The organism is Cellulomonas sp. PS-H5 (assembly GCF_019265565.1).
In the GTDB taxonomy this organism is placed as follows: Bacteria; Actinomycetota; Actinomycetes; order Actinomycetales; family Cellulomonadaceae; genus Cellulomonas.
This window is the reverse complement of the sequence record NZ_JAHVCI010000026.1, coordinates 28,328-54,758: the sequence shown is the minus strand read 5'-3', so window position 1 is coordinate 54,758 and position 26,431 is coordinate 28,328. Positions and strand designations below refer to the sequence as shown.

Genomic DNA, 26,431 nt, shown 5'->3' with positions numbered 1-26,431 from the left:
GGGCGGTCCTATCTCGACGGCACGGTCCTATCTCGGCGAGAGGGCGAGAGGGCGAGAGGGCGAGAGGGCGAGAGGACGGGAGGGCGAGGGCTCCTCAGGGCTCCCAGCCCGAGGCCGTCGCGACCGTCGCCGCCAGCTCCTCGACCGTGCGGCCGTCCGTGGCCACCCGGGTGACCCACGGGCCCGCCGCGCGGTCCAGCAGCTCGGCCGCGGCCGCCGAGCGGTCGAGGTGCTCCCGGAGCGCCGACCCGATCTCCCGCGCCCCGAGCCGGGTCCGCACGGTCCGGGCCGATGCCGTCAGCAGCACCCCGGACACGCGCGCCCGCCCGCCGAGCGCCCGGGTGACCAGCTCGCGTTCGAGGACGCTCACCGTGTTCACGTACACCAGCCGCCGGTAGCCGGCCGCGGCGTACGTGCCCCACAGCGCGCGGAGGTTCGCCTCGGTGAGCGCGGTGCCGTGCGGGTCCGACGCGGGCTTCGGGTACGCGGCCGACAGGTTGTCCCCGTCGACCAGGCAGTGCGCGAGCCCGGACCGCTGCCAGCGCGCCGACAGCTCGAACGCGACCGACGACTTGCCCGAGCCGGAGCGTCCGGCCACCAGCAGCACCTCGGGCTCCACGCCGTCCTCCCTCCGGCTCGCCGCGCCGCGTCAGCCGGCCGCGACGCCCGCGACCGGCTTGGTCCGCGAACGGCCCGCCGTGTCCTTGAGCACCACGTACTTGAGGTCGACGTGCGGCTCCAGCGCGCTGAACTTGTCGTTGGGCGCGCCGATCATCAGCTGGAACCCGAGCCCGCGCCACGCGCCGATCGCGCGGCCTGTGAACCGCGCGTCCGCCTTGATGAGCGCCTCGTCGAGGAACACCGGCGCGTACCGCGGGCGCGGGGCCCCGGCGTCGCCGAGCTGGTACCGCAGGGCCGCGCCGACGATGAACGCCACGAGCTCCTGCGACTCGCCGCCGGACTTCTCGCCGATGTGGTCGTACAGCGCGACGTGGTTGCCGTCGAGGTCGACCTTCTCCGCGCTCAGCCGCACGTGCCGGCGGACGTCGACCAGGTCGGCGAAGTCCGGGGACGTCCGGCGGATCCGGTCGATGACCTTCGCCATCCGGTGGTACCGGCGCTCGCGCTCGGCGTCGGACGCCTCGGTGGCCAGCAGCTCCTGGAGGTCCTTCAGCTCCTTGCGGAACCGCGCCACGACCGTCGACTGCGTGTCGCGGGCGTCGATCCGCAGCCGGTGCTCGTCGTCGGCGAACGGCAGGTCCGCGAGGATGTCGTTGACCGGCTGGATGCGCTCCTTGATCTCCCGGACCGACCGGCTCAGGCCGTGGTGCAGGTCCGTGAGGTCGTTGCCGGACAGCCGCAGCAGGCTCTTGCGCCACTCGGCCTCGAGCTCGTGCAGCCCGGACGTCTCCAACGCCCCGAGGATGCGCGCGAAGTCGGCGTACGACGCGTCGGGGTCGGTGCCGAGGTTCGGGTCGGGCCAGCGCTCCACGAAGGTCTCGAACGTCCGGCGCAGCGCCTCCCGCGCCGCCCCGATCGTCTGCTGCGCCGCGAGCAGGTCGGTGCGCAGGATCTCGTTCGCCCGCGCGACCGTGCTGTCGAACGCGGCGAGCGCGGCGGCGGGCGCCGGGCGCGACCCGCCCGACGCACCCGCGCCGGTCGGTGTCCCGCCGAGCAGCGCGTCCAGGTACGCCCGCTGGTCGTCGCCGACCGTCACGCCGGCGTCCTGCGCCTCGTCCAGCGCGAGCTGCGCGGCGTCCACCTCGTCGGTGATCGTCGACCAGCGGCCGCCGAGGTCCTCCGCGGAGCCCTTGGTCCGGCCGACCTCCTCGGTCAGGTCGCGGATCGTCCGCTCGAGCTCGACCACGCGCTGCTGCAGCCGGGTCACCTCGGGGTTGCCCGACGTGACGTCCTCGATGACCGTCGCCCAGCGGGCGCGCTCGGCCTCGACCGCGGCGACGTCCACCTGGTCCCAGCTCACCGCGTCCAGCTGCTCGTACGCGCGCGTCTCGACGTCGTGGGCGTCCAACCGGTCCTCGGCGGCGCGCACCTGGCGCTCCGCGTCGTCCAGCCGGGCCTGGGCCGCGGCGATCTGCTCGTCCAGGTGCGCGAGCCGTCGGGTGTTGGTGAACCCCAGGACGTTGGCGCGGCCCTGGCCGCCGTGCGCCCCACGACGCCCCTCGGAGACCTGGCCGGACCGGGTCAGCGCCTTGGGGTGCTGAGACAGCTCGCCGGGGGTGTCGACGCAGACGAACGCGAACCGGCTCGCGAGCTCGCTGCGCAGCCAGCCCGTGAACGGACCGTTCCGGAAGTCGAGCCGGCCCGGGAGCGTCCGGGGGTCCAGCGCCACGTCGGAGCGCAGGTCCGTGGGCACACCTTCGAACCGGATGCGGCGCGCCGTCGGCACCGCGTCGATCGCGCGGCGGAAGGCCGTCACGTGCGCGGCGTCGATCAGCAGCAGCGTCGCGAACCCGCCGAGCGCCAGGTTGAACGCGTCCCGCCACGGCTCGTGCTCCGTGCGGACCTCAATCAGCTCGGCGACGAACGGCAGCTCCTCCGGCGTCAGCCCGGCGGCCTCGGCCAGCGCCGCGCGCGCCCGGTGCAGGTCGCCCGGGATGTTGTCCTGCCGGCGCGCCACGGCCTCCCGGTCGGAGCGCAGCACGGCCAGGTCGACCCCGGCGGCCTTCTTCTCGGACATCGCCGTGCCGAACTCCGCGCGCGCCTCGGACTTCGCGTCGCCGTCGGCCTGGGCCTGCCGGCCGCGCGCGGCCAGCGCGTCGAACTCCTTCTCGCTCGACACCGTGGTGCCGAACGCGGTGCGCAGCACGTCGTCGAGCCGGCCGCGGGCGCGGGTCACGCGCTCCAGGCGGTCCTCGGTCGCGACGAGCTCGCGCTGCGCGGTCGCCAGGCGGTCGCCGCCCGAGGACCACAGGGTCTCCCGGACGCCCTCGAGCTCGGACCGCGCGGCGGCGATCCGGCCGGTGGTCTCGGCGGCGCGCTTCTCGGCGTGCTGGTGCTCGCGGCCCAGCGCCTCCTCGACCGCACGCAGCAGTCCCAGCCGGCGCTCGTGCCGCCACAGCGTCGCGGTCGACCGGTCGTCGTCGAGCGTGCCGACCCGGTCGATCACGCGGAGCCGCTCGGCGGCCTCGTCCAGCGCCTCGCGGTGCGCGCGGATGGGCTCCAGCGCCTTCACCTGCTGGCGGGCGGTGATCATCTGCTCGCGGGTGCCGGACAGCTTGTCGAACTGCTCGACCACCGCGTCGGCCGTCGCGAACGTGCTCGGCTCCTCCAGCACCATCGCCTTGTAGAGCGCGTCGACAGTGGTGATCTGCTGGCCCGCCTGGATCCGGCCGAGCAGGGCGACCGCCTTCGCGCCGTCGCCGGTCGCGCCGATGCCGAGCGTCGAGTGCAGCCGCGCGGTGAACTCGCGGTCCGTGTCGAACGGCGTCAGGCCGGCGGCGGTGAGCACGGGACGCGGGAACCGGTCGGCAGCGGCGGCCTCCAGGTCCCGCAGGTCGAACGGGCCGTCCGCGGTCGCGCGCAGGGCGATGACGTCCTCGAGCGTGCGGGCCGCCGACGGCACGTACCAGGCGCGCACGCCGGTGAGCTCGCGGCCGGCCTGGTCCACCCAGGTCATCGCGATCGCCGACCAGGTGTCCCGGCCGTCGCCGCGCAGCACCCGCTGCTTCGTCCCGTCCGCGGACCGGGTCTCGTCCAGCTTGCCGCGGGAGTAGGACAGGATGTTCCGCTGGTCCTTGCCGCGCGGGCGGCCGACGACCCCGCCGTTCGACGCGCCGTTGAACGGCGTGGTGTGCGGCATCAGGAGCGCGATGTACGCGTCCATCAGCGTCGACTTGCCGGAGCCCGAGCCGCCGGACAGCAGCGTCGCCGTCGGGGCGAACCGGACCCGGTGGTGGCCGTCGTACCCGCCCCAGTTGACGAGCTGCAGGTCGCGCGCGACCCACTGCTGGCCCGTCGACGCGGCGGGGATCAGGCCGAACAGGGTGTCGACCATCGTCATCGTGCGACCTCCTCGGAGGCGTCGTCGGCGGTAGTGGCGCCGGGCGGGTCGGCGGGGGCGTCGTCGTCGGGCGCGGCGGGCGCGGCGGGCTCCTCGGCGGCGGCCTCCTCGAGCGTCGGCCCGAGGTCGACCGGCTCCTCGGCGACCTGGTCGCCCTCCGTCGTGCCGTCGTCGCCCGCGGGGAGGTCGTCCGCCGCGGCGTCCGCGTCTCCGTCGGCCGGGGCCTCGTCGTCCGCGCGGAGCGCTTCCTCGGCCACCGCCCCGCCGGTGCGCACCTGCTCCCGCAGCCACGCGCTCAGCTCCGACAGCCGCTCGTTGCTCAGCACCACCTCGACCAGCGGCGTCACCCGATAGCGCCCCTCGGACTCCTCCTCGACGACGCCCTCCTTGGCGAGCCGCAGCACCGCGGCGCGGATCTCCCGCTGGCGGGCGGCGACGTTCGTGTCGTCGGGGTCGAAGTACGTCAGCGCGGTCTGCTCGATCTCCTCGACGTCCACGCGGGCCGAGGTCTCCCCCGCGCCGCGCTCGCGCTGGAACACCGTCCGCAGGTGCACGAGCACCAGCGTCTCCGCGCGGGTGTACGCCTCGTCGCGGAGCAGCACGGGCACGTCGAGCTCGTCGGAGCGCACCTGCCGCTTGTAGGCGATGCCGCGCTGGTGGTCGACGACGAGGTGCACGAACAGGTCGTGCAGGCGCGACTCGATCACCTGCTGGTTGTCGAGCAGGGTCCGCCACTGCTGGCGGTTCTTCTCCGCCAGCAGGAACCGGCGCTGCAGCAGCCGGACCAGGACGCGGCGGACGTCGGCGTCGAGCGTGCCGGAGTCGCCCGGGAACAGCTCGGCCGGGTCCTCCTCCATCGACACGGTGTCGATGAACGCCTCGACGTCGTCGGCGCCGGGGAAGGTCTCGGCCGTCGTGGTGTCAGTCATCGTCCTCGTCCTTCGTCATCGTCGTCACGCCGCCGAACGCGAACCGCCGCCGGGTGCCGTCCGGGCGGACCGCGTCGACGTAGGCGACCTCGTCGGTCTCGGTCATGCCGCGCTGGTGGGCGATCTCCAGCAGGCCGAGCAGGTCGACCGGCCGGCGCAGCGGCTCCGGGGCCGCGTTGAACGCGGCCCCCACGTCGACGGTTCCGGCGCCCTCCGCGAACGCCACCAGGTGCGACCCCAGGTCGGCGTAGTGCGGGCCGCCCCAGGCGAGGGCCTCCGCGGCCGACGCGTCGGAGTCGTCGTCGTCCCACGCGGTCAGCGGGCTCGGCGGCTCGGCCGGCCGCACGTCGCCCGCCGTCTGCCGCAGGTGCTCGACCTCGGCGACCGGGAGCCGGCGCAGCGGGTCGACCGCCTGGCCCCGGCGGGCGCCGGGCACCCACGCCTGCAGCCCGGTCATCACGTCGCGCAGCAGCTCGTCCACCTGCCGGTCGCGGAGCGGGTCGTGGTTCCGCACCTGCGCGGTGATGACGAACGACGCCTCGCGCTGCGCGGTGAACACCTGGTCGAGCCCCTGCTCGATCCGGCGGCCGATGTCCCGGAGCTCCGCGCGCTGCTGCGCGGGCAGCCGGCGGGTGAACCGGTGCCGCAGCACGGTCGACAGCTGGGTCGCAAGGTGGTCGAGCCGCTGCGGGTCGCCGATCAGGCGCAGGGCGCCGGCGAAGGCGCGACCCTCGGGCGTCGAGTCCATGACGTGCTCGCCGCGCTCCAGGTACTCGCGCAGGACCTCGCCGGTCGGCCGCTCGTCCTGGCGCAGCGCCTGCACGACGTCGCGCTGCATGACCTTGATCGACTCGGCGACCCGGGCGAAGTCGGCCGGGAGCTCCCGCACGAGGTGCAGGACGTTCTCGGCCTCCTCGAGCAGCGTCTCCTCGTCGGTCTGCTCGACCTCGCCGGTCTTCTGGATCCGGTCGAGCTCGCCGCGGAGCCGGGTGATCTCGGCGTCCAGCCGGGCCATCCGCACCAGCGCGTCGGGGTCGGCGTCCTCCGCCAGCCGGTCCACGGCGTCGAGCAGCGTCCGCACCCGCGACTGCGACACCCGGGCCCGGGTCCCGCCCGCGCGGCCCGCGACCTCCAGCGCGCCCACGGCGTGCGCCGACAGGCTGTAGACCTCGACGTCGTCGTCCAGCACCTGCCGCGCGAGCCAGCCGGCGTCGGCCCACTGGCGGCACAGGTCGCGCGCCGAGCCGGTGGGCAGGTCGTCGCCGTGGCCGGCCGCGCGCAGCTGGTCCAAGGCGTCGCCGACCTCGGTGTGCGCGTCCGCGACCGGGACCTGGGGCCGCTCGGCGGTGAACACGAGCGAGAGCAGGGAGACGACGAGGGGGGCGTGCCGCTTGTGGAGCAGGTCCAGCATCGGGTTCTGGAAGGCCCGGACGGCGCCCAGGTACGCCCCTTCGGCACGAGTGATCATCGCCGGACAGCGTAGGTGACCGGCGGGGGTGGTCAGGACGCGGGACCGCGGACCGCGCGGCGCGCGCCCGGGAGGACCGCGAGCGCCAGCACCGCGGCGCCGACCAGCACCGCCACGGCGGCGGCCTGGCCCCCGTCCCCGGCGACGCCCCGGCCGACCGACGCGGCGCCGAGCGTCTGGGTCACGGCGGTGGCCACGGACTCGGCGATCACGACGGCCGCGGCCGCCTGCGGCACCGAGATCCCGTCCGCTTCCCGCGGCTCCTCGACCACCCGGTTGAGCGTCTCCAGGTAGACCAGGCCGATGCCGACGCCCGACGCGGCCCAGCCCGCGAGCGCCATCCCCACGCGGGGCGCGGCCGGGTCGGCGAGCACCGCCGCGGCCACCACCAGCACGCCCACGGCCAGCAGCAGGCCGCCGAACGTGGACCGACGCACGTACCCGCCCGGGAGGGACGCGGGCCACCGGCTCACCCCGAGCCCGGCGACCGCCCAGCCGAGCGCGCTGGCGCCCAGCACCAGCACCACGTCGCGGGTCGTCCCGCCGAGCAGGTCGTGCACCACGACGGCGACGATCCCCGAGGCCCCGAAGTAGGCCGCGCACACCAGAGCGAAGGTGGCGACCGCGGCGGGCCGGCCGGGCCGGGCGCGCAGCGTCCCGGGCGGGAGCAGCCGGCGCGCCGCCACCAGGGCCACCGCTGCACCCCCGACGCCCGCCGCCACCGCCCACCCCGCGGGCAGGCCGCGCAGCCCGACGACGGACAGCAGCGCGACGCCCGCGGCCAGGACCACCGCCGAGCCCAGCCCCAGGGGCTGCCGCTCCCCCTCGGGACGCATCCGCCCGGAGAGCTGTCGCGCCACGACCAGTCGGGCGACGACGAGCAGCGGGAGGTACAGCACGAGCGCCCACCGCCAGCTCAGCGCCGCGGTGACCCACCCGGCGTACAGCGGGCCGACGAGGGAGATCGCCACCCACATGACGTTGTAGCCCGCCAGCACCCCGCGCCGCCACGCGGGCGGCAGCACCGTCACGATCGCGGCGAGCGACACCGTGGCGAGCGCACCGCTCGCCAGCCCCGACGCCGCGCGCCCGAGGACGAACACGCCGATCGACGGCGCCAGCGCCGACGCCACGCCGCCCACCACGGCGAGCGTCGTGAGGTGCAGCAGCACCCGGTCCACCCGGAACCGCTGCAGCAGCGCCGGGCCGAGCGGCATCGTGAGGAACATCGCGACCTGGGCGCTGCCGACGATCACGCCGTAGTACTCGTGCGCGTCGAGGTCCTGGGCCACCACCGGGACGACCGTCGACAGCAGGACCGACTGGACGCCCGCGACGAGCTCCAGGGTCAGCAAGGCGCCGGCGAGCACCCCGTAGCGCACCCGGCGCGCGGGCGGGGCGACGACCTCGGGCCGGCTCACGGGAGCGAACCTACCGAGCGGGCCGCGATCCCGGGACCGAAGTCGCCCACGCGGCCGCGCCGGTCCGCGCAGACTGGCTCGATGGGCAGCCAGCCGGACCTCGACGCGCACATCCGCCGCTACTACGGCGGGCGGTTCGACGAGTCGTCCCGGCTCACCACCCGGTCCGCCGCGGGCCTGGTCGAGCTCGCCCGCACCCGCCGGCTGCTCGCCGACCACCTGCCCGCGGGGGCCGAGGTGCTCGACGTCGGCGGCGGCACCGGCGTGCACGCGTCCTGGCTCGCGGGGCGCGGACACCCGGTGACGCTGGTCGACCCCGTGCCGGAGCACGTCGCCGCCGCGCGCGCGGCGGGCGGGTTCGCGGCCGAGCCCGGCGACGCCCGCACCCTGCGGTTCCCGGACCGGTCGTTCGACGCGGTGCTGCTGCTCGGCCCGCTGTACCACCTGCGGGACCGCGCGGATCGGCTCGCGGCGCTGGGCGAGGCCCGCCGCGTCCTGCGGCCCGATGGCGTTCTGCTGGCCGGCGCGATCTCCCGGGTCGTCGCCGCGACCGACCTGGTCACGGGCGCCGGCTTCACCGACCTGCCCGGGACCGGCCTCCTGCGCCTGCTCGAGACGGGCCAGAGCCCGCTCGACCCGGCCGACGGCTTCCCCGCCGGGCACTTCCACACCGCCGCCGAGCTGGCCGGGGAGGTCGAGGACGCCGGGCTGCGCGACGTCACGGTCGCCGGGGTCGAGGGGCCGGGGTCGTTCGCGCTGGAGCTGGTGCCGCCGGACGACCAGGTGGTCGCCGCGGCGGTCGTCCTCGCGGAGCGGGCGCAGGGGCACCCGGAGTCGGCGGACCTGTCGGGGCACCTGCTCGCGGTGGCGCGGCGCTGACTCGCGCGCACCGGTGAGGTCGTCACGAGCCGACGAGGTCGTCACGCACAGCCGCCGACCTCACCCCGATGGGGCGACCTCACGGGCGCCGGCGGCGCCCGGCGCGCTCAGGCCACAAGCGCCAGCCACTCCGCGAGCTCCCCGCCCACCGGGACGAGAGGCAGCCCCACCGCGCGGGCGCCGATGCCGAACCTCGCTGCCACCGGCGCCGCGAGGACGGCCGTCCGGGACACCAGCCCCCGGGTCGAGACCAGCAGGTCGGCCTGGCCCCGGCGCTCCGGGTACAGCTGCGTCCCCGCGACGTACCGCGGGTCGAAGGCGGGGTCGAACGCCGGGGCGCCCGTCGAGCCGAGCACGTAGGTCAGCTCCGCCAGCCGGCCGAGGGCACCCGGGCTGAACTTGGCGAACCGCTCCGCGTAGGCGTCGAGGAACCCGAAGTACGTGCCGCCCGAGCGCAGGGCGTAGCTCAGGTACACCGTCTCGCCGCCCGCGGTCAGCCGGAGGACCGTCACGTCCCCGTCGCGGCGGAACCCGGCGACCACGTCGCGGAACCACCGGTACGCGACGGGGTCCAGGCCGAGCGCCGCACCGCCGCGCGCGGCGTCGCCCTTCCAGCCCGCGGCCTGGAACGCGGCGAACTCCGCGTCGACCGCCGGGTCGTCGCTCACGTCGTGCAGCTCGAGCGGCCCGCCGGCGTCCCGCGCCAGCCCGCGCACCCGGCGGCGCAGGTCCTTCCGCCGGCCCGCCCCCATGTGGTCGGCGGCGAGCGGCGGGTCCACCAGCGGCGCATCGGCCGCGCACGGGACCCGCTCCGGGACCGCCGACCGCCGCGCGTACGCGCTCTCCGTCCGGCGCCGCTCGTGCACGAGCATCCCGCCGCGCGCCGCGACCTGGCGCAGCGCGTCGGCGAGCGGCCCGTCGAGCGGGAAGTGCTGCAGCTGGACCAACCCCGGCAGCCCGACCTCCCGCAGGCCGCCGAGCAGCGCGCCGAGCGCCTCGACCTCCCGGCCCGCCCGGACGAGCGGGTGGTGCCGGTCCGAGTGGGTCGTCATGAACGTGCCGCCGGTGGTCACCGCGCGCAGCGGCACGCCGGGGGCCACGGTCGTCGTGGTCAGCGCGAGCAGCGCGAGCCACTCGTCGCCCTCCTCGACGACCAGCAGCCGGACGTCCGCCACGTCGCGGCCGCGGTGCCGCGCGGGCACCAGGAAGCGGGGGTCGAGGTAGACGTTGGGCTCGACGGCGGCGTCGGCGAGCCGGCGCCAGGCGCGGGCGTCCGCGGCGGTCACCCGGGGCAGCGGGACGAGGCGGGCGTGCACGGTGTCCTCCGGTGCGTCGTTGCCGGTGGGGCATCGGTCGCGGCGAGGCTACTGTCCGCTTTGTACCGTTTTCCGGTAGTCACAGGGTGAAGCCGAAACCGACCACACGGTCGTGCGGGGCGGTCACAGCGGGGCCGGGAGAGGTTGCGCCCAGCGTCGACGCCCCGTCGCTGCAGGTCAGGTCGTCGACTTCGGCGGCGGTCCGCGAGCCGCACTCCTCGGCAGCAGGTGCCCGGCGCCCCCTCGGTTCCCTCGAACCAGCGTCCCCCGGACGGCCCAGGGGCCGTGGCGCACGCGTCCGGCGGGCCGCGAACCGTCAGGCGTCCAGCAGCCGCGCGCCCGGCACCCGGCACGCCGCCACCGCACGGCCGTCCACCACGAGGGACGTCTCGACCCAACCCGCCGGCGTCAGCCCGGTGAACCCGTCCGGCCCCGCCGCCAGCGAGGCGGCCCCGGCACCGGGCCCCGCCGATCCGGGCTGCTCCGTGATCAGCGTGGGTTCCTCACCAGGGTCGCCCGCACGGGACACCCGCGCCTCGACCCACACGTCGCCGACCCCGAGGCTCCCGGTCCACGACCACGCGACGTCGAACCCCGGGCCCGAGGGTGCGAGGTCGCGCACCACCCACGCGCGACGTTCGGCGCTCTCGACGCCGGTGCGCTGGAGGGTCGCCGCGGCGCCGACGTCGGGGACACCGGCCGGCACCCGCACGTCGCACGCGACCGGGTCCCCCACCGTCGTCACCGAGCCGCTGGTCGCGGTCGGCACCGCGAACACCGCGCCCACCACGCACACCGCGACCGCCGCGGCGGTCACCGCGGCGGACGCGCGGGACGGCCGCGGCGGCACCGGGTCCCACCCGGGCAGCCACCGAGGGCCTCGCGTCACCACCGCCACCGTGCCCAGTGCGGAGTCCGCGACGGTCCGCCGCAGCGGGTGCCAGAGCGGACGGAGGTACCCGATCAGCAGGATGCCGTCGACGACGTGCACGAACGGCCGCACGAGCGTCCGCAGGAGACCCGCCGGCGCACCGGTGTCCGCACGCACCACGGCCACCCGCGCCACCCGCTTGCCGGGCGTGGCGCCCGTGTACGCCTGGAGCAGCACGAGCGCGAGCAGCGCGGCGCCGACGGCCGCGGCCGCCCACGGGGCCGGGTCGCCCACCCGGGGCGCCCCGGCGGTGAACCCCGAGGGCGGGTGCAGCGACACCGCAGGGGACCCACCGCCGTACCCGGCCCAGGTCACCGCCGCCAGGACCAGGTCGTCGAGCAGCACGGCTGCCGCCCGGCGCCACCAGCCGGCCAGCGCGGGCGTCACCGGCGCCGGTCCGGGCATGGGCGGCACGGGCAGGACGACGGTCACGCGCTCGATCGTGGCACGCGGACCGTGCCCGGCGCGGGCGTTCCGGCGACCGGTCCGCCTCAGCCCTCCGTCCCACCCCAGTGCGGGTTGGTCATCACGCCGAGCACGTTCCCGAACGGGTCGACGACCGCCGCCGTCCGGAAGCCCTCCCCGCGCGCCGTCGGCGGCTCGTACACAGTCGCCCCGCGCTCGACCAGCGCGGCCACCGCGGCGTCCACGTCCTCGACCGCCCAGTAGGTGTACTGCCCGCCCGGGGCACGGTCGGGCGCCCCCGGCACGTAGCGGGCGTCCACGATCCCCAGCTCGTCGCCGTCCCGGCCGAGCCGCCACTCGACGTAGCCGTCCCGGACGAAGTACGGCTCGACGCCGAGCAGAGCGGTGTACCACTCGCGGGCGGCCGCGAGATCCGCCGCCTGGAAGTTCGACGTCGCCAGTCCCTGGAGCATGGTCGGTCCCCCGTCGGTCGCGGGCCGGTCCACCCGGCCTCAGGACCCAGCGTCCCCGGGGGAGCGGTCAGATCCTGGCCGCTTCTCCCACGAGAACCGGCCCGGCACGACGAAGGCCCCGATCCTGGCGGGGATCGAGGCCTTCGTCGTCGCTGTCTCAACGAGTGTCCGGAGGGGGACTTGAACCCCCACGCCCTATACGGGCACTAGCACCTCAAGCTAGCGCGTCTGCCATTCCGCCACCCGGACAGGGTGTACGCCTGACGGATACGAGGAGCGCTTTTCCGCGCTTCCCGCCCCCTCAGGTGCGGCAGAAAACATAGCACGGAGTGGCGGCCGAGCACGCATCCGCAGGTAGGGGCACACTGGCGAGGGCGTCCGGCGGAGCACCGCGGCGGACGCGTCGCACCAGCAGGGCAGGAGGTGGCGCACGCGATGGCGGACCAGAGCGGCGCGGACCGGTACGGCAGCGCGAAGGCCGGCGGACCGGCCGGATCCGCGTCACGACGCGTCGCCGGGCAGCGCCGACCGCCTACCGGGATCGCCCCGGACGACGGGGTCCCCCGCTGGCTGCGGACCTCCGCAGGGATCACCTGGCGGCTGCTCGTGCTGCTCGCCGGGATCGCGCTGGTGTTCTTCGCCACATCGCAGGTGCAGCTGCTGTTCGTCGCCGTGTTCATCGCGTTCGTGTTCACGGCGGTGCTGCGGCCGGTCGTCGATTTCTACACGCGGGTGATGCCGCGCGGGCTGGCGACGGCCCTGGGGCTGCTCACCGGGTTCCTGGTGCTCGCGGGCATGGTGTTCTACGTCGGCTACTCGGTCGCGAACCAGTGGCAGGCCCTGTCCCGGCAGTTCGGCGACGGCATCGACCAGATCGTCGACTTCCTGGAGAACGGGCCGCTGCCGTTCTCCATCAGCAACGACCAGATCGCCGAGTGGATCGACAACGGCCGGCAGTGGGTGCAGGAGCACGCGGGCGACCTCGCGGGTCAGGTGGCGGCGTCCGCGGGCTCTGTGGTCGAGGTGTTCACCGCGCTGGCCCTCGCGATCTTCTGCGCGATCTTCTTCCTCGCCCGGGGCAGGGAGATGTGGACCTGGTTCGTCAACCAGCTGCCGTCGTCGGTCCGCGACTCGTGGAAGACGGCGGGCGGCGCCGGCTGGTACACGTTCTCCGGCTACACGCGCGGCACCGTCATCATCGCGGTCACCGACGGCCTGCTCGCGTTCATCCTGCTGTCGATCATCGGCGTCCCGCTGGCCGCCCCCCTGGCGGTGCTGGTCCTCATCGGCGCGTTCATCCCGCTGATCGGCGCGCCCGCGGCCATGGTGATCGCGATGATCGTGGCCCTGGCCGCGAACGGCCCGATCCAGGCGGCGGTCGTCGGCATCGGCATCGCGCTGATCGGCCAGTTCGAGGGGCACGTGCTGCAGCCGCTCGTCATGGGCAAGCAGGTGTCGCTGCACCCCGTCGTGGTCGCGCTGGCCGTCACCGGCGGCACGCTCACCGCGGGCATCCTCGGCGCGGTCATCGCCGTGCCGCTGGTGTCGGTCGTGTGGGCGATCTGGTCGCGGTTCCACCAGCCCGACCCCCCGATGGAGCCGGAGGAGGCGGGCGAGGAGGTCGGCCCGGTCGACGAGGACGGCGAGGGCGCCGAGGCCTAGTCCCGCGCGGACCCGTCGGCCGCCCGCACCGGCGCGTCGCCGAGCAGCTCCACCGCCGCGGCCAGCGCCGCCGCACCGGCGTCGTCCACCGGCCGCAGCGGCGCGGGCAGCTGACCGAGGTCGGTGCCGAGCACCCGGGCGAGCGCGTGCACCGCCCGCGGACCGCCGAGCGAGACCACCAGCTCCGCGACCGGTGCCAGCCGCGCCATGTGCGCGCGTGCCTCGTCCGCCCGTCCCGCCGCGGCGGCGTCGGCGACCGCCGCGTACCAGGCGGGCAGCACGCTGGCGAGCCCCGAGTGCCAGGTCCGTGCGCCCGCGAGCAGGCCCTCGACCCCGAGCACGTCCCCGCTGCAGCCGACCTCCACGGTGTCGGGGACCGCCGACCGGAGCGCCGACACGCGCTCGCGCAGCTCGGCGGCGTCGCTCCCCCGGTCCTTCACCCCGCCCACGCCCGGCACCTGCGCGGCGCGGACCAGCGTCTCGACCGAGTACCGGAACGTCGTGCTCACCGGGTTGTGGTAGGGCCAGACCGGCACCCGCGCGGCGTCCGCCACGTCCGTGACCAGGCCGAGGACCTCGTCGTCGGTGAGCGGGAGGTAGGCCAGCGTGGGCAGCAGCACCGCGGACGCGCCGGCGCGCTCGGCGACGATCGTGTGCACGATCACCTCGTCCGTCGTGAACGCGCCGACGCCGGCCACGACCGGCACGCGGCCCGCGGCGGCGTCGACCGCCGCCTCCACGACCAGCCGCCGCTCCCCCGCCGTCAGGTACGGCCAGCCACCCGTGCTGCCGAGCACCGCGACACCCGAGGCGCCGGCGTCGACAGCGTCGTCGACGAGGCGCTGCAGCGGGTCGACCACCACCTCGCCCTCGTGGCCGCGGGGCGTGGGCAGGTACGGGACGAGCGGGCCGAGGAGGGTCACGCGGGCAGTCTGGCACGCGGGGCTGGCGCGCGGGGTGCTCGGAGACGGCCCGGAAACTGCTCTCGCGCCGGGCTCCCCGCTCTCGCTACGGTCATCAGGAACCGGTTTCCCGGACCCGACGAAGGAGTCGAGGATGGCGCGAGCAGGACGGAGTATCGGCACGGCCCTGGTGGCCCTGGCGTTGGCGGTGCCGGCGGGGGCGGCCTGGGCGGCGGCCCCGGGCGGCGGGTCCGGCGACCCGCCCGCGGGCGTGGACCCCGGGTGGCTGGCGCTCGCCCGGCAGACGCTCTCGGAGGGCGACGGGTGGGGCTCGGCCGGGTCCGGCACCACCGGCGGGTCGGCGGCGGCGCCCGGGGACGTGCACGTGGTGCGGACCTGGGACGAGCTCCGGGCGGCTCTCGGCGGCGCCTCCGCCCACCTGCGGGACGAGCCGACGATCGTGCTGGTCGAGGGCGAGATGCGGGCCTTCGGGTTCGACGACCCGGCGTCCGGCCTCCCGACCTGCGACGACTTCGCGGCGCAGGTGCAGGTCGAGGACGACGACCCGCGCCCGTTCTCGATGGCGGAGTACGTCGCGGCGTACGACCCGGAGGTGTGGGGGTGGACTGATCCCACAGGACCCCTCGAGGAGGCCCGGGCACGCGCGGCCGCCGTGCAGACGGCCCAGGTCCGGCAGCGCGTCGGGCCGCACGTGACGGTCCTCGGCCTCGGTGACGACGCCCGGTTGGTGGGCGCGCACCTGCTCCTGCAAGGCGTGCGGGACGTCATCATCCGGAACCTGCACGTCTCCGACGCCTACGACTGCTTCCCCGAGTGGGACCCGGGCGACACCAGCGTGGGGAACTGGAACTCGCTCTACGACAACATCAGCGTGCACACCAGCGAGAACGTCTGGGTCGACCACGTGACGCTCGACGACGGCGACCACCCGCCGGCCTCGCTGCCGACCGTGCACGGGCGCCCGTTCGAGGTCCACGACGGGCTGCTGGACATCACGCACGAGTCCGACCTCGTCACCGTGTCGTACTCGGTGTTCCGCGACCACGACAAGACGAACCTCGTCGGGTCGGGTGACGGCCGCCAGGCGCTCGACGGCGGGCGGCTGCGGGTCAGCTGGCACCACAACCTGTGGGACGACGCGGGCCAGCGGCTCCCCCGGGTGCGGTTCGGCGACGTGGACGTCTACAACAACTACGTCCGCGTCGGGGCGGGCGGCGCCGCCCTGTTCGACTACGCCTGGGGCGTGGGCGTCGAGTCGAGCATCTGGGCCGAGCGGAACGCGTTCGACCTCCCCGAGGACGTGCCCGTGGCGTCGATCGTCAAGCGATGGGGCGGGAGCCGGCTGCACGCCGAGCAGACGCTCGTGAACGGCGTCGAGGTGGACGTGCTCGGTGCGTACAACGCCGCGGCTGCGGAGGCCGACCGCCTCGTCGCCGGTGCGCGCTGGGACCCGGTCACGGCCGGGGTGCGGGGTGCCGTCGTGCACGAGGTGACCGACGTGCGGGACGTGGTGCTCGCGCAGGCCGGGGCCGGGGTGCTGGCGCCGGCCGCCGAGGGCCCGGACGTGCCGGACCCGGCACCGAGCACGCCGGTGGTACCTCCGGGCGGCGGCTCGGGCGGGGGTGGCGCCGCGAACGGCGGCCCCGGTACCGGGGTCGGCGGCCCCGGCTCGGACGGGATCGGCGCGGGCGGGACCGGGGCGGGCGGCGGTGCGGGTGGCGGTTCAGCGACGGCCGAGGGTGCACGCCGCGGCGGCCTCGCCGCGACCGGGGTCGGGGCCCTGGGCGTGCTCGCGGGCATCGGCGCGCTCGTCGGGGTCGGCGTCGGGCTCGTGCGGGCGCGGCGGTCGCTCCGGGGCTGACGACGAGCCGCCGGGCGCCGGCCCGGGCACCGCCTCGACGGCGTCCCCGGCCCGGGTGCGGGTCACTGGAAGTCCCGCGAGGTCGTCGCGATGCCCAGCGACAGCGGCGTCAGGTGCTCGGCGATGAGGTTGGTGGCCCCGTCCGCCCGCTCCAGCCGCCCGCGCACGACGAGCGCCCGGGACGTGCGGGCGACCTTCCGGAACCGCTGCCACAGCCCGGTGCTGCACACGATGTTGAGCAGCCCGGTCTCGTCCTCCAGCGACAGGAAGGTGACGCCCCCGGCGGTGCCGGGTCGCTGCCGGTGGGTGACGACCCCCGCGACGGCGACCCGGCGCCCGGCCTCGTGCCGGAACGCCTGCTCGACGCGCAGCACGCCCTGGGCGTCCAGGCCGTCGCGCACGTACTGGGTCGGGTACGAGTCGACGGTCACGCCGGTGGCCCAGACGTCGGCGACGGCGAGCTCGACCGGGCTCATCCCGGGCAGGGTCGGCGCCTGGACGCCCACCGAGACGCCGGGCAGCGTGTCCGGCCCCTCCTGCGCGAGCGCGCCCGCCGCCCACAGCGCCTCGCGCCGGGTGACACCGAGCGACTCCAGGGCGCCGCCGGTGGCCAGCGCCTCGAGCTGCGCGGTGCTGAGCTCGACGCGCCGGACGAGGTCCCGCAGGTCGGCGAACGGACCGTGCGCGTCCCGCTCGGCGACGACCCGCTCGGCGACCTTCTCCCCCACGTTCCGCACCGAGGCGAGGCCGACGCGCACCGCGAGGGAGCGCTCGGGCTCGGCGGCCGCCCCCACGCCGCCCGGCGCGGTCGTCGACGACGGCGCCTCCGACGGATCGCCTCGCGTCCCCGCCTCGTCCCCCGTCGCGTCGGACCCGGCGCGCCACGACGCCGCGGTCCCCGCGGGACCACCACGCTCCGGCGCCGGGTCGAACGGCGGCGGCACCTCGGCGAACCCGGGCGCCCCGCCCGCCCGCAGCGGCGGCACCGGCGCGGTCCCGGACGGCCTCGGTGTCAGGCGCGGCTCCCCGCCCGCGGGCTCGAGCCGGACCCGCTCGACGACGGCCTGCACCCCGGAGCGCTGCACGTCGGGGCGGAGCACGCCGATGCCGTGCCGGCGGGCATCCGCGACGAGCGACTGCGGCGAGTAGAACCCCATGGGCTGCGCGGCGAGCAGGCCGGCGTAGAAGGCGGCCGGGTGGTGCACCTTGAGCCAGGAGCTGGCGTAGACGAGGAACGCGAACGAGTAGGCGTGCGACTCCGGGAACCCGAAGTCCGCGAAGGCCTTGAGCTTCTCGTAGACCTCCTCGCGCACGGGCTCCGGGATGCCGTTGCGGGTCATGCCGTCCATGAGCCGGGCGCGCAGCGCCTCCATCTTCTCGATGCTGCGCTTGGAGCCCATCGCGCGCCGGAGCTGGTCGGCCTCGGCGGGTGTGAAGTCGGCGACGTCGATGGCCATCTGCATGAGCTGCTCCTGGAACAGCGGGACGCCGAGGGTGCGCTCCAGGGACTTCTCGAGCCGCGGGTGCGCGTAGGTGATCGGCTGCCGCCCCTGGTAGCGCTCGATGTACGGGTGCACCGACCCGCCCTGGATCGGTCCGGGGCGGATCAGGGCGACCTCGACGACGATCCCGTAGAAGCTGCGCGGCTGGAGGCGCGGCAGGGTGCCCATCTGGGCGCGCGACTCCACCTGGAACACCCCGACGGTGTCGGCGGCGCACAGCAGGTCGTAGACCAGCGGGTCCTCGTGGGGCAGCTGGTGCAGGTGGAGGCGCGGGCCGCCGTGCTGCTCGACCTGGTCGAACGCCAGCCGAAGGGCGGTGAGCATGCCGAGGCCGAGCAGGTCGAACTTCACCAGTCCCGCGTCGGCGCAGTCGTCCTTGTCCCACTGCAGGACGGTGCGGCCCTCCATGCGGGCCCACTCCACGGGGCACACCTCGATGACCGGGCGGTCGCACATCACCATCCCGCCGGAGTGGATGCCGAGGTGCCGAGGCAGGCGCAGGAACCGGTCGGCCAGGTCGATGACCTGCTCGGGGATCTCCTCGAGGTCGCTCGCGGGCGGCGGCCGGTGCGCGGGGACGACGTCGTGGCGGTCGGCGGTCGGCTGGCCGGCCGGGCCGTCGACGTCGTCGTGCCCCGCGGGACGCCGGGGCGCCGGGGCCGGTGCGGCGCCGGGCTCGTGGTTCCAGCCCCAGACGACGCCGTCGGGGTCGCGCTGGGCGGCGGCGTACTGCGCGGCGCGCCGGTCCTCGCGGCTCACCGGGGAACCCGGGGTCGCCGCGGCGGGCGGGCCGACAGGGGGTGTCCCGACGTGGGGCGAGGGCGGCGTCGGCCGGGTCGACGGCGGGCTCGGCCGGGTCGACGTCGGCCGGTCGGCGACGTACTGCGTCGGCGGGGTGGCCGACACGGCCGCCGCGCCCCGGTTCGCCCCCGACCACCAGGGGTGCCGCGGCGCCGGGCCGCGCAGCGTGCCCCAGCGCTCGATCGACTTGCTCCACGCGTCCTGCTGCCCGACGTCGTACCCGAGCGCGCGGGCGGCGTCCCGCACGGCGGACCGGGCGCGGTAGGAGATGACGTTGGCGACCTGCGCGGCGTGGGTGCGGCCGTGCTTCGCGTAGACGTACTGGATGACCTCCTCGCGGCGGCCGGACTCGATGTCGACGTCGATGTCCGGCGGCCCGTCGCGCTCGGGCGCGAGGAACCGCTCGAACAGCAGGCCGTGCGCGACGGCGTCGACGGCGGTGACCTTGAGCGCGTAGCAGACCGCGGAGTTGGCGGCCGAGCCGCGGCCCTGGGCGAGGATGCCGTTGCGGTGGCAGAAGTCGACCAGGTCGTAGACGACCAGGAAGTAGCCGGGGAAGCCGAGGTCCTCGATGACGCGCAGCTCGTGCTCCAGCTGGGCGTAGGCGCCGGGCACCCGCTCGGCCTCGGGCGGGCCGTAGCAGTCCAGCGCGCCGCGGCGGACGAGCTCGCGCAGCCAGGTCGCCTCGGTGTGGCCGGGCGGCACCGGGTACGGCGGCAGCTGCGGGGCGACGAGGTGCAGGTCGAACGCGCACTCGGCGCCGATCGCGGCGGCGGTGGCGACGGCCTGCGGGTGCCGCCGGTGGCGGCGCAGCATCTCGGCGGCGGACGCCAGGTGCGCGGTCGGCGCCCCGGGCAGCCACCCGTCCAGGTCCTCCATCGACGACCGGGCGCGGACGGCGGCCAGGGCCATCGCCAGGTCGGCGTCCCGCGGGGTCGCGTAGTGCACGTTCCCGGTGGCGACCAGCGGCAGCCGGGCGCCGGCGGCGAGCTCCGCGAGGGCGTCCGCGAGCTCGGAGTCGTACGGGCTGCCGCCCTGGGTGACCTCGACGGCCACGTTGTCCCGGCCGAACAGCGCGACCAGCCGGTCGAGCTCGGTGCGCGCCCGGTCGAGACCCGCGGTGGTGACGCCGGGCTCGCGGCCGCCGTCGGTCAGCGCGTGCCGGACGGGTCCCTTGCGGCAGCCGGTGAGGACGAGCCAGCGCCCGTCGGCCTGCTCGGCGAGCTGCTCCAGCCGGTATTCCGCGGCCCCCTTGGTCCCGGTGGCGAGGTGCGCCTCCGCGATGGTGCGGGACAGCGCCCGGTAGCCCTCGGGGCCGCGGGCGAGCACGGGCAGGTGCAGCGCGCGCGGGTCGGGCACGCCGGTCGGCAGGTCGAGGACGTCGGGGCCGCCGACGCCGGGGACGGGCAGGTGCAGCTCGGCGCCGAACACGGTGGGCAGGCCGACCTCCCGCGCCGCCTCGGAGAACCGCACGACGCCGTACAGGCCGTCGTGGTCGGTGAGCGCGAGCGCGCTGAGCCCGAGCCGGTGCGCCTCGGCGGCGAGCTCCTCGGGCTGGCTGGCGCCGTCGAGGAAGCTGAACGCCGAGTGCGCGTGCAGCTCCGCGTAGCGCGGGACGTCAGTCATAGACGGCCTCGCAGGTCCAGCCGTCGGGACGCCAGGCGAGCAGCAGGGCTCGACCGTCGCCGAGCGTGACCTGCAGATGCATGCGCAGCCCCGCCTCGGTCGGCGACCACCACCGCTCCGCGAGCGGCCAGGGGCCGGCCCAGCCCGCGACGTCGTGGTCGACCGCGGGCCGGCGGTCGGTGGCGTGCGTGCGCACGCGCACCGGGTCGCCGCTCATGGCGAACCGGCCGTCGAACCGCACCATCCGCCCCGTGCCGTCCAGCACGTCGACCGGCGCGGGCCGCACCGGCACGGTCGCGGGCGCCGGCGGGGGCAGGTGGCCGGGCCACGGCCGGTCGACCGGGCGGGGCGCGGCGGCCTGGGCACCCCAGGGCTGCAGGTGCACCTGGTCGCGGACGTCCCGGCCGCCCTGCAGGGCGGCGGTCAGCACGCCGTCGCCCCCGAGCAGCCCCTGCACGCGGTCGAGCGCCCGGTGCGCGCGCAGGTCGCCGCCGGACGCACCGCCCCACAGCCGTCCCTGCTCGGCGCCGGCGGGCGCGACGTCCTCGGCGGTGATGCCGAGCGCGACCAGGCCGATCGGCTCGGCGTGCTCGTCGGGCTCGCCGCCGTCCGGCCGGGAGCCGGCGCCGTGCTCGGCGGCCGCGGCGGTCAGCCAGCCCTCGAGCTGCCAGCGGATGCGGTCGGTGATCCGCGCGGCGGACAGCCCGCCGAGGCCGCCCATGTCGGTGCGCCAGGCGCGGGTCAGCTCGGTGCCCTCGTCGGTGCGGGCGGTGATCCGCAGCCGCGCGCAGGTCACGGAGTGCTCGGTGAGCAGGGCGTGCAGCTCCTCCGCGAGCCGGCGGCCGGCGAACGTCGCGACGTCGACGCGGTGCGCGGGCGGGTCGAGCTCGGTGCCGACCTCCAGGTCGGTCTCCGGCCGACGCCGGGCGGGCGGGCGCAGGTCCTCGCCGCGCACCAGGGTCCACGCCCAGGTGCCCCAGGTGCCGAACCGCGCGTGCACGTCGCCGGCGTCGAGGGCGGCCAGGTCGCCGAGGCGACGGAGCCCGAGCCGGCGCAGCAGGTCGACGAGCTCGACGACCGCGTGCCCGGCGTCGTCGGTCACCGCCGCGGGCGCGAGGTCGTCGACGGGGCGCGGCGCCAGGAACTCGCGCGAGGCGCCGGGCGGCACGACGGCGTCGGTGCGGGCGGCGAGGATCGCGGCGAGCAGGCCGTCGGCGGTGCCGACCTGGCACTCGTGCCCGGTCCGCTCGGCCACCACGGACACCAGGCGCTCGGCGAGCGTCTCCTCGGTGCCGTGGAACCGGGCCGCGCCGCCCGCGGGCAGCAGGAGCAGGCCGGGCCGGGCGACCTCGATCCCGGCGACGACGGCCTCGGTCGCGACCGCCACCGGCTCGAACAGGCGGGCGTCCCGGTCGTCGTCGGCGGGCAGCAGCACGACCTCGGGGCAGACGCCCTGGGCCTGCCGGCGGCGCATGCCGCGGCGCACCCCCTGGGCACGGGCGATCGCCGACACGGCGGTGAGCCGCGCGCCGTGCTGGACGGCGGCGGGCAGGTGCGGCGGGACCTCGGCGGCGCGCACGGCGGCGACGACCGGCCAGTCCGGCACCCAGACGACGGTGGTGCGGGTGCTGCTCATCCGACGAGCCTCAGGTCGGGCGCGAGCAGCACGCCGTCGTCCACGACCGGCTGCGGCGTCGGCGGCTGCGGTGCGGCCGGCGGCGCGGCGGCGCGGTCGGCGGGCAGCCCGTACGGGTCGGTGCCCACCTCGAGCGGCAGCACCACGCGCAGGTCCTGGGCCCGCCCCGCGCTGCCCCGGCCGGTGCGGGTGATCTGCACCTCGTGCGCGCGGAGCCGGCCGTCGCCCTCGCCGACCCCGGTCCACCGACCGCCCTCGACGGTCAGCACGGTGCCCGCACCCGGCCAGGGCGCGGTGGCGAGCAGCACGGACCCGCGGTCCCGGGCACGCGCCATGAGCCGGCGGCGGTCGGCGTCGGCCAGGTGCGTGCCGGGGCCGACCACGACGACGTCGATGCCGTCGAGCAGGGCCGCGACGACGGTCGGCGCGTCCACGCCCGGCTGCGGGACCACGGCGAGCCGCTCCAGCGCCACCCCGGTCTGGGCGGCGGCGAGCAGGCCGAGGCTCGGCTGCCCCACGACGGCCGCCCACGCCTCCCGGGCGGTGCAGGCGGCGGCGACCATCGCGAGCACCAGCGAGGTGGAGCCGAGCACCGCCGTCGTGCTCCCGCGGCGCAGGCCGTCGGGCAGCAGCGGGGCGAGCGCGGGTGGCACCGCGAGCGGCGGACGGTCGGTGAGCAGCACAGGGCCGCGCGCGACGGCCGACCGGGGTGCCGGCTGCCGGTCGGGCAGGTCCGGGACGGCGACCGGACCCGCGGGCGCGGGCACCGGGGCGGGGTCCTCGACCGGCAGCACCGCGAGCGCCGTGGCGCCCCGCACGGGGGCGTCGACGGCGCGGGCGCCGGGACGGGTGCCGTCCGCCCGCGCCACGTCCGACCGAGGCCCGCGCACGTCGCCGCGCACGTCGGCCCGGGGTGCGACACTGCTCCCCGCGCCGGACTCGCTCGCGGAGGCAGCGCCCGCCCCCCGCGGCGCGAGGCTGCGGGCGCCGGTGCGCAGCTCGGCGCTGACCAGGGCGGCGCGAGCCCGGGCGATCCGCTCCTCCTGGTTCACCGCCGCACCTCCCCGTCACCTGCCGGCCGACCGCCGGACACTCGTTCGAACACGTGTTCGATTGTGCCAGTAGACGCTGACACTCCGGCACGCGTCAATCCGGCGTCACCCGCCCTGGGGACCACGACCCGGCGCGTCTCCGGCGGGTCGCCGGGACCACCTGCGCGCGCCCGGGACCGGGGGCATGATGACGGGACAGGCACACCCGTCCGGGCGCCCCGGCGCGCCCACCAGGAGGAGGACCATGGTCGTCTCGCTGACCCGTCCCGTCGCCCCCGAGCCCTACGCCCTGCTGCCGTCCGTCCCGGACTTCGACCTCGCGAGCGCCGACGTCGCGCACGGCGAGCCGCTGCCCGCCACCTTCGCGGCCGACGGCGAGGACCTGTCCCCCGCGCTCGAGTGGTCGGGCTTTCCCGAGGGCACCCGCTCGTTCGTCGTGAGCTGCTTCGACCCGGACGCGCCGACCCCGGCCGGCTTCTGGCACTGGACGGTCGTGGACGTCCCCGTGAGCACCACGTCGCTCCCCCGCGGCGCCGGCTCCGCGGCGGGCGACCTGCTGCCCGAGGGCGCGTTCCAGGTCCGCAACGACGGGGGCTCCACCGGCTACACCGGCGCCGCGCCGCCGCCCGGGGACCGGCCGCACCGGTACGTCTTCGCGGTGCACGCGCTCGACGTCGACCACCTCGACGTGACCCCGGACGCGACGCCGACGGCCGTGGCGTTCACGGCGCTGTTCCACACGATCGGCCGCGCGCTGATCGCCCCGACGTACCAGCGCTGACGGGGACCAGGTGCGCCGGGTCCGCCGCCTGAGCGGTGGCGGACCCGGCGCGCCGCTGCTACCACGGTCGCGTGAGCTCCCCGTTCCGGACGCCGCTCTCGGCGTCGATGATCGTCGCCGGCGCGGCCGCCGGGCTGACCGGGGTCGCCTTGTGGACATGGAGCGCCGCGACCGAAGGTGGGCCGTTCGACGGGAACGGCTGGTGGCTGCTGCTGGCCCTTGCCGGCCTGGTGCTCGAGATCGCCGGCATGGGGGTCCACGACCGCGGGCACCGCCGGCGCGGCGAGCTCCCGCACGCCCTGTGGGGCCTGGACGACCGGAACCGGCCGGACCGACTCCCCCGCCGCGACCTGCGCCCCCGTCGCCGACGCTGAGCAGCCCGCACCGGCCCTCAGGCGGTGCTCGCCCCGAGGTCCAGCACCATCCCGGTCGCCCCGGGCGCCACGTCCCGGAACCCGAGCGACTCGTACAGCGCCCGTCCCGGCGGGTCGGCCACGAGCGTGATGTACGCCCCGCGCGGCGCCCGCGCCCGGACGTCGTCGAGCAGCCGGGTCAGCACCCGCCGTCCGAGCCCCTGCCGCTGGTGCCCGGGATCGGTGGCCATGTCCGCGACGAGGAAGTACCAGCCGCCGTCGCCGACGACCCGCCCCATCGCGACGACCCGGCCCTCCGCGGTGCGCGCGTGGCACCACGACCAGCTGCCCGCGAGCGCCCCCGCGCCCTGCTCCGGGGACTTCGGGGTCAGGCCCGACTCCCGGCGCAGCCGCAGGTACTCGTCGAGCGGCGGGGCGGTCGGCACGAGCACGTACGGGTCGGCGGCGAACGGGTCGGCGGGCGCGGCGGCGTCGGTCACGCCCGCCATCCTGCCCGCCCGCTGCAGGGGTGCGCACCGGCCGCACCGCCACCAGGCCCAGGTCGCACCCAGCGCCCAGGGCCGACGCCCGGTCCCGTGCGTGGGCCGTCGGTCCCACTCACCCGCGCAGGTCCCGCGCCACGATGCACCGGATCGCCAGGGTCGGCGCAGCACCGGGAGGACGTCGTGGGCAGCTCGGGGTACGTGGCCGGGGCTCTCGCCCTGCTCGCGGTGGCAGTCGTCGTGGCGCTGCTGCTCAGCCGCGGCGGCGTCGTGGTGAAGAGCGGAGCCATGTCGGGGTGCGTGTCCCTCGTCCGGGGGACGACCTGGCGCACCACCGCGCACCGGATCGACGGGCACTGCCGCGTCGACGCGTCCCTCGACGCCGGCCGGCTGGCGGCGCTCCGGGTCACCAGCACGAGCAGCAGCGGGCGGGTCGTGCTCCTCCTGAGCCAGGAGGGCACGACGCGGTCCGTGGACCTGAGCGGCGGGTTCGACGGTCCCGTCGACACGCACGGGTTCGAGCCCGGCACGCGCACCCGGCTGCGCGTGGACTTCCGCGACGCCCGGGACGTCCGGCTCGACGTCCGCTGGGGCTGAGAGCCCGACCGTCGCCGAGCGACGCACCGGGGCGCCCGACGGACCGCTCGGCGACCCGCTCGGTCCGTCGGTAGCCTGCGGCCATGACGCTCACGCTCGGATCCCTGACCTGGTCGCGCGCCGTGGACCGCCTGGACCTGCTCGCCGAGCCGACGGCCGCCGCGCTGTCCGGCTGGGCCGCGGTGGCGCCCGAGGTGGCCGACGCCGTGCAGGTGACCGAGATCGACCCGGAGCTCGCCGACACCGCCGCCATGACCGAGGCCTACGACCTGCCGCTCGCGGTCTCGGCGAACTGCGTGCTGGTGTCCGGCCGGCGCGCCGGCGACGAGCGGGTCGCCGCGGCCGTCGTCCGGGCGACCACCCGGGCCGACGTGAACAACGCGGTCAAGCGGCTGCTCGACGTGCGCAAGGCGTCGTTCCTGCCGATGGACCGGGCCGTCGAGGAGTCCGGCATGGAGTACGGCGGCATCACGCCGATCGGCCTGCCGACGGGCTACCGGGTCCTGCTGGACGCGGGTGTTGCGGCGGCCGACCCGGACGCGGGCGGCACCGTGATCATCGGGTCGGGGCTGCGCAGGTCGAAGATCGCCCTGCCGGGGGCGCTGCTGGCGACCATGCCGGGCGTCGAGGTGGTCGAGGGCCTGGCCCTGGCCTGACGCGCCGCGACGCCGCCCGCCGGGGCCTCAGGGGCTCGGGTCGCCGTTCCCGGTGCGGTGGCCGCGCGGGTCCTCCCAGGTCAGCGACCACGAGCCGCCGGACCGGTACCCGTCGTCGATGCTCGCGACGTGGCCCACCACGAGGAGCGAGAACGCGATGAGCGGCCCCAGCAGGAGCATCCCGACCGTGGAGACCGCCCCGAGCACGATGCCCGTGATCGCCATCCAGGGCGCGCGGCCCCCGCGGCGCCGGGAGCGCTCGTAGCCCACGATCCCGAGCACGAGCGGCACGGGGCCGAGCGAGAGCAGGCCGGTGATGAACGCCGCGAGCGAGACCCCGTCGCCGTCCGGGTCGCGCGGCGGGGGCGGCGCCACCGGGCCCGGTACGGGGGGCGCCGCCCCGGGAGCCTGCTGCGGACCGTGGCCGTCGTCGGACATGGGCGTCACCCTCCTCGGGAGCGGGCCGCGCGGGAGCGCGGCGGCCCTCCCGACGCTAGGGACCCGGCGACAGCACCCAGCCCGCCCGACCACCTACGCAGCGCGGGGCGTCCTCACGCTCGCCGCACCCCGCTGACCTGCACCGCAGACCAGCCCGGGCCGGCCGGGCGCTCGCCGCGCGCACCCCCGCCCCCGCG

At 76.7% G+C, this 26,431-nt stretch carries 21 protein-coding genes and 1 tRNA gene; 7 read left to right on the top strand and 15 right to left on the bottom strand.

Going from position 1 to position 26,431, the window contains the following annotated elements; genetic code table 11:
- Positions 1 to 94 precede the first annotated feature (94 nt).
- Genes J5O08_RS11730 through J5O08_RS11710 form a run of 5 tightly spaced genes read right to left on the bottom strand, consistent with a single transcriptional unit; the run spans position 95 to position 7,839 of the window.
- Positions 95 to 619, bottom strand: coding sequence for an adenylyl-sulfate kinase (locus J5O08_RS11730; protein ID WP_218707054.1), 525 nt, complete (start codon positions 617 to 619; stop codon positions 95 to 97).
- Positions 620 to 649: 30 nt separating this feature from the next.
- Positions 650 to 4,021, bottom strand: a complete 3,372-nt coding sequence (locus J5O08_RS11725; RefSeq protein ID WP_218707053.1) for an ATP-binding protein — start codon at positions 4,019 to 4,021, stop codon at positions 650 to 652.
- Positions 4,018 to 4,950, bottom strand: coding sequence for a DUF4194 domain-containing protein (locus J5O08_RS21860; RefSeq protein ID WP_218707052.1), 933 nt, complete (start codon positions 4,948 to 4,950; stop codon positions 4,018 to 4,020). The genes J5O08_RS11725 and J5O08_RS21860 overlap by 4 nt, the downstream gene beginning before the upstream one ends.
- Positions 4,943 to 6,418, bottom strand: a complete 1,476-nt coding sequence (locus tag J5O08_RS11715) for a DUF3375 domain-containing protein (protein WP_218707051.1) — start codon at positions 6,416 to 6,418, stop codon at positions 4,943 to 4,945. Before J5O08_RS11715 ends, J5O08_RS21860 begins: the two co-directional genes overlap by 8 nt.
- A gap of 32 nt (positions 6,419 to 6,450) precedes the next feature.
- Positions 6,451 to 7,839 (bottom strand): MFS transporter, encoded by a 1,389-nt coding sequence (locus tag J5O08_RS11710; RefSeq protein ID WP_218707050.1) that lies wholly within the window; start codon positions 7,837 to 7,839, stop codon positions 6,451 to 6,453.
- An 81-nt stretch (positions 7,840 to 7,920) separates the two neighbouring features.
- On the opposite strand from J5O08_RS11710, the gene J5O08_RS11705 reads away from it, so the two are divergent.
- Entirely contained in the window at positions 7,921 to 8,718 is a 798-nt protein-coding gene (locus J5O08_RS11705; protein WP_218707049.1) for a bifunctional 2-polyprenyl-6-hydroxyphenol methylase/3-demethylubiquinol 3-O-methyltransferase UbiG, read from the top strand.
- 107 nt (positions 8,719 to 8,825) lie between these two features.
- Here the strand turns inward: J5O08_RS11705 and J5O08_RS21645 are convergent, their stop codons facing one another.
- From J5O08_RS21645 to J5O08_RS11685, 4 genes are all read right to left on the bottom strand, one after another.
- Positions 8,826 to 10,034 carry a GNAT family N-acetyltransferase gene (locus J5O08_RS21645; protein ID WP_218707048.1) on the bottom strand — a complete coding sequence of 403 codons (1,209 nt, stop codon included), beginning with the start codon at positions 10,032 to 10,034 and terminating at the stop codon, positions 8,826 to 8,828.
- Positions 10,035 to 10,350: 316 nt separating this feature from the next.
- A complete protein-coding gene (locus J5O08_RS11695) occupies positions 10,351 to 11,397 on the bottom strand; it encodes an RDD family protein (protein ID WP_218707047.1) in 1,047 nt (348 codons plus the stop codon).
- 59 nt (positions 11,398 to 11,456) lie between these two features.
- Entirely contained in the window at positions 11,457 to 11,843 is a 387-nt protein-coding gene (locus tag J5O08_RS11690; protein ID WP_218707046.1) for a VOC family protein, read from the bottom strand.
- Between the two features lie 165 nt (positions 11,844 to 12,008).
- Positions 12,009 to 12,092: transfer RNA gene (locus J5O08_RS11685), tRNA-Leu, on the bottom strand.
- A 186-nt stretch (positions 12,093 to 12,278) separates the two neighbouring features.
- Between J5O08_RS11685 and J5O08_RS11680 the strand changes: the two genes are divergently transcribed.
- Positions 12,279 to 13,505: an AI-2E family transporter gene (locus J5O08_RS11680; RefSeq protein WP_218707044.1), complete on the top strand. Its 1,227-nt coding sequence runs from the start codon at positions 12,279 to 12,281 to the stop codon at positions 13,503 to 13,505.
- On the opposite strand, the gene J5O08_RS11675 is transcribed toward J5O08_RS11680, so the two are convergent.
- Positions 13,502 to 14,428, bottom strand: a complete 927-nt coding sequence (locus tag J5O08_RS11675) for a dihydrodipicolinate synthase family protein (RefSeq protein WP_218707042.1) — start codon at positions 14,426 to 14,428, stop codon at positions 13,502 to 13,504. The two genes, J5O08_RS11680 and J5O08_RS11675, sit on opposite strands and share 4 nt — an antisense overlap.
- A 133-nt stretch (positions 14,429 to 14,561) precedes the next feature.
- On the opposite strand from J5O08_RS11675, the gene J5O08_RS11670 reads away from it, so the two are divergent.
- Positions 14,562 to 16,289, top strand: coding sequence for a polysaccharide lyase family 1 protein (locus J5O08_RS11670; RefSeq protein ID WP_218707040.1), 1,728 nt, complete (start codon positions 14,562 to 14,564; stop codon positions 16,287 to 16,289).
- A gap of 62 nt (positions 16,290 to 16,351) precedes the next feature.
- Here the strand turns inward: J5O08_RS11670 and J5O08_RS11665 are convergent, their stop codons facing one another.
- Genes J5O08_RS11665 through J5O08_RS11655 form a run of 3 tightly spaced genes read right to left on the bottom strand, consistent with a single transcriptional unit; the run spans position 16,352 to position 22,906 of the window.
- Positions 16,352 to 20,218, bottom strand: coding sequence for a PHP domain-containing protein (locus tag J5O08_RS11665; RefSeq protein ID WP_218707038.1), 3,867 nt, complete (start codon positions 20,216 to 20,218; stop codon positions 16,352 to 16,354).
- Positions 20,211 to 21,854, bottom strand: a complete 1,644-nt coding sequence (locus J5O08_RS11660; RefSeq protein WP_218707037.1) for a DNA polymerase Y family protein — start codon at positions 21,852 to 21,854, stop codon at positions 20,211 to 20,213. The genes J5O08_RS11665 and J5O08_RS11660 overlap by 8 nt, the downstream gene beginning before the upstream one ends.
- Positions 21,851 to 22,906, bottom strand: a complete 1,056-nt coding sequence (locus J5O08_RS11655) for a hypothetical protein (RefSeq protein ID WP_218707035.1) — start codon at positions 22,904 to 22,906, stop codon at positions 21,851 to 21,853. The genes J5O08_RS11660 and J5O08_RS11655 overlap by 4 nt, the downstream gene beginning before the upstream one ends.
- A 244-nt stretch (positions 22,907 to 23,150) precedes the next feature.
- Between J5O08_RS11655 and J5O08_RS11650 the strand changes: the two genes are divergently transcribed.
- Together J5O08_RS11650 and J5O08_RS11645 are read left to right on the top strand one after the other, a co-directional pair.
- Entirely contained in the window at positions 23,151 to 23,687 is a 537-nt protein-coding gene (locus J5O08_RS11650) for a YbhB/YbcL family Raf kinase inhibitor-like protein (RefSeq protein ID WP_218707034.1), read from the top strand.
- A 71-nt stretch (positions 23,688 to 23,758) separates the two neighbouring features.
- Complete coding sequence (locus J5O08_RS11645; RefSeq protein WP_218707033.1) at positions 23,759 to 24,061, top strand: hypothetical protein; 303 nt, start codon at positions 23,759 to 23,761, stop codon at positions 24,059 to 24,061.
- A gap of 17 nt (positions 24,062 to 24,078) precedes the next feature.
- Here J5O08_RS11645 and J5O08_RS11640 read toward each other — a convergent pair whose 3' ends face one another.
- On the bottom strand, positions 24,079 to 24,549 hold the full coding sequence (locus tag J5O08_RS11640; protein ID WP_218707032.1) for a GNAT family N-acetyltransferase: 471 nt from the start codon (positions 24,547 to 24,549) through the stop codon (positions 24,079 to 24,081).
- A gap of 177 nt (positions 24,550 to 24,726) precedes the next feature.
- On the opposite strand from J5O08_RS11640, the gene J5O08_RS11635 reads away from it, so the two are divergent.
- Positions 24,727 to 25,140, top strand: coding sequence for a hypothetical protein (locus J5O08_RS11635; RefSeq protein WP_218707031.1), 414 nt, complete (start codon positions 24,727 to 24,729; stop codon positions 25,138 to 25,140).
- 83 nt (positions 25,141 to 25,223) lie between these two features.
- Complete coding sequence (locus J5O08_RS11630) at positions 25,224 to 25,796, top strand: YbaK/EbsC family protein (RefSeq protein ID WP_218707030.1); 573 nt, start codon at positions 25,224 to 25,226, stop codon at positions 25,794 to 25,796.
- 27 nt (positions 25,797 to 25,823) lie between these two features.
- Here J5O08_RS11630 and J5O08_RS11625 read toward each other — a convergent pair whose 3' ends face one another.
- Positions 25,824 to 26,234 (bottom strand): DUF4190 domain-containing protein, encoded by a 411-nt coding sequence (locus tag J5O08_RS11625; RefSeq protein ID WP_218707029.1) that lies wholly within the window; start codon positions 26,232 to 26,234, stop codon positions 25,824 to 25,826.
- Positions 26,235 to 26,431 lie beyond the last annotated feature (197 nt).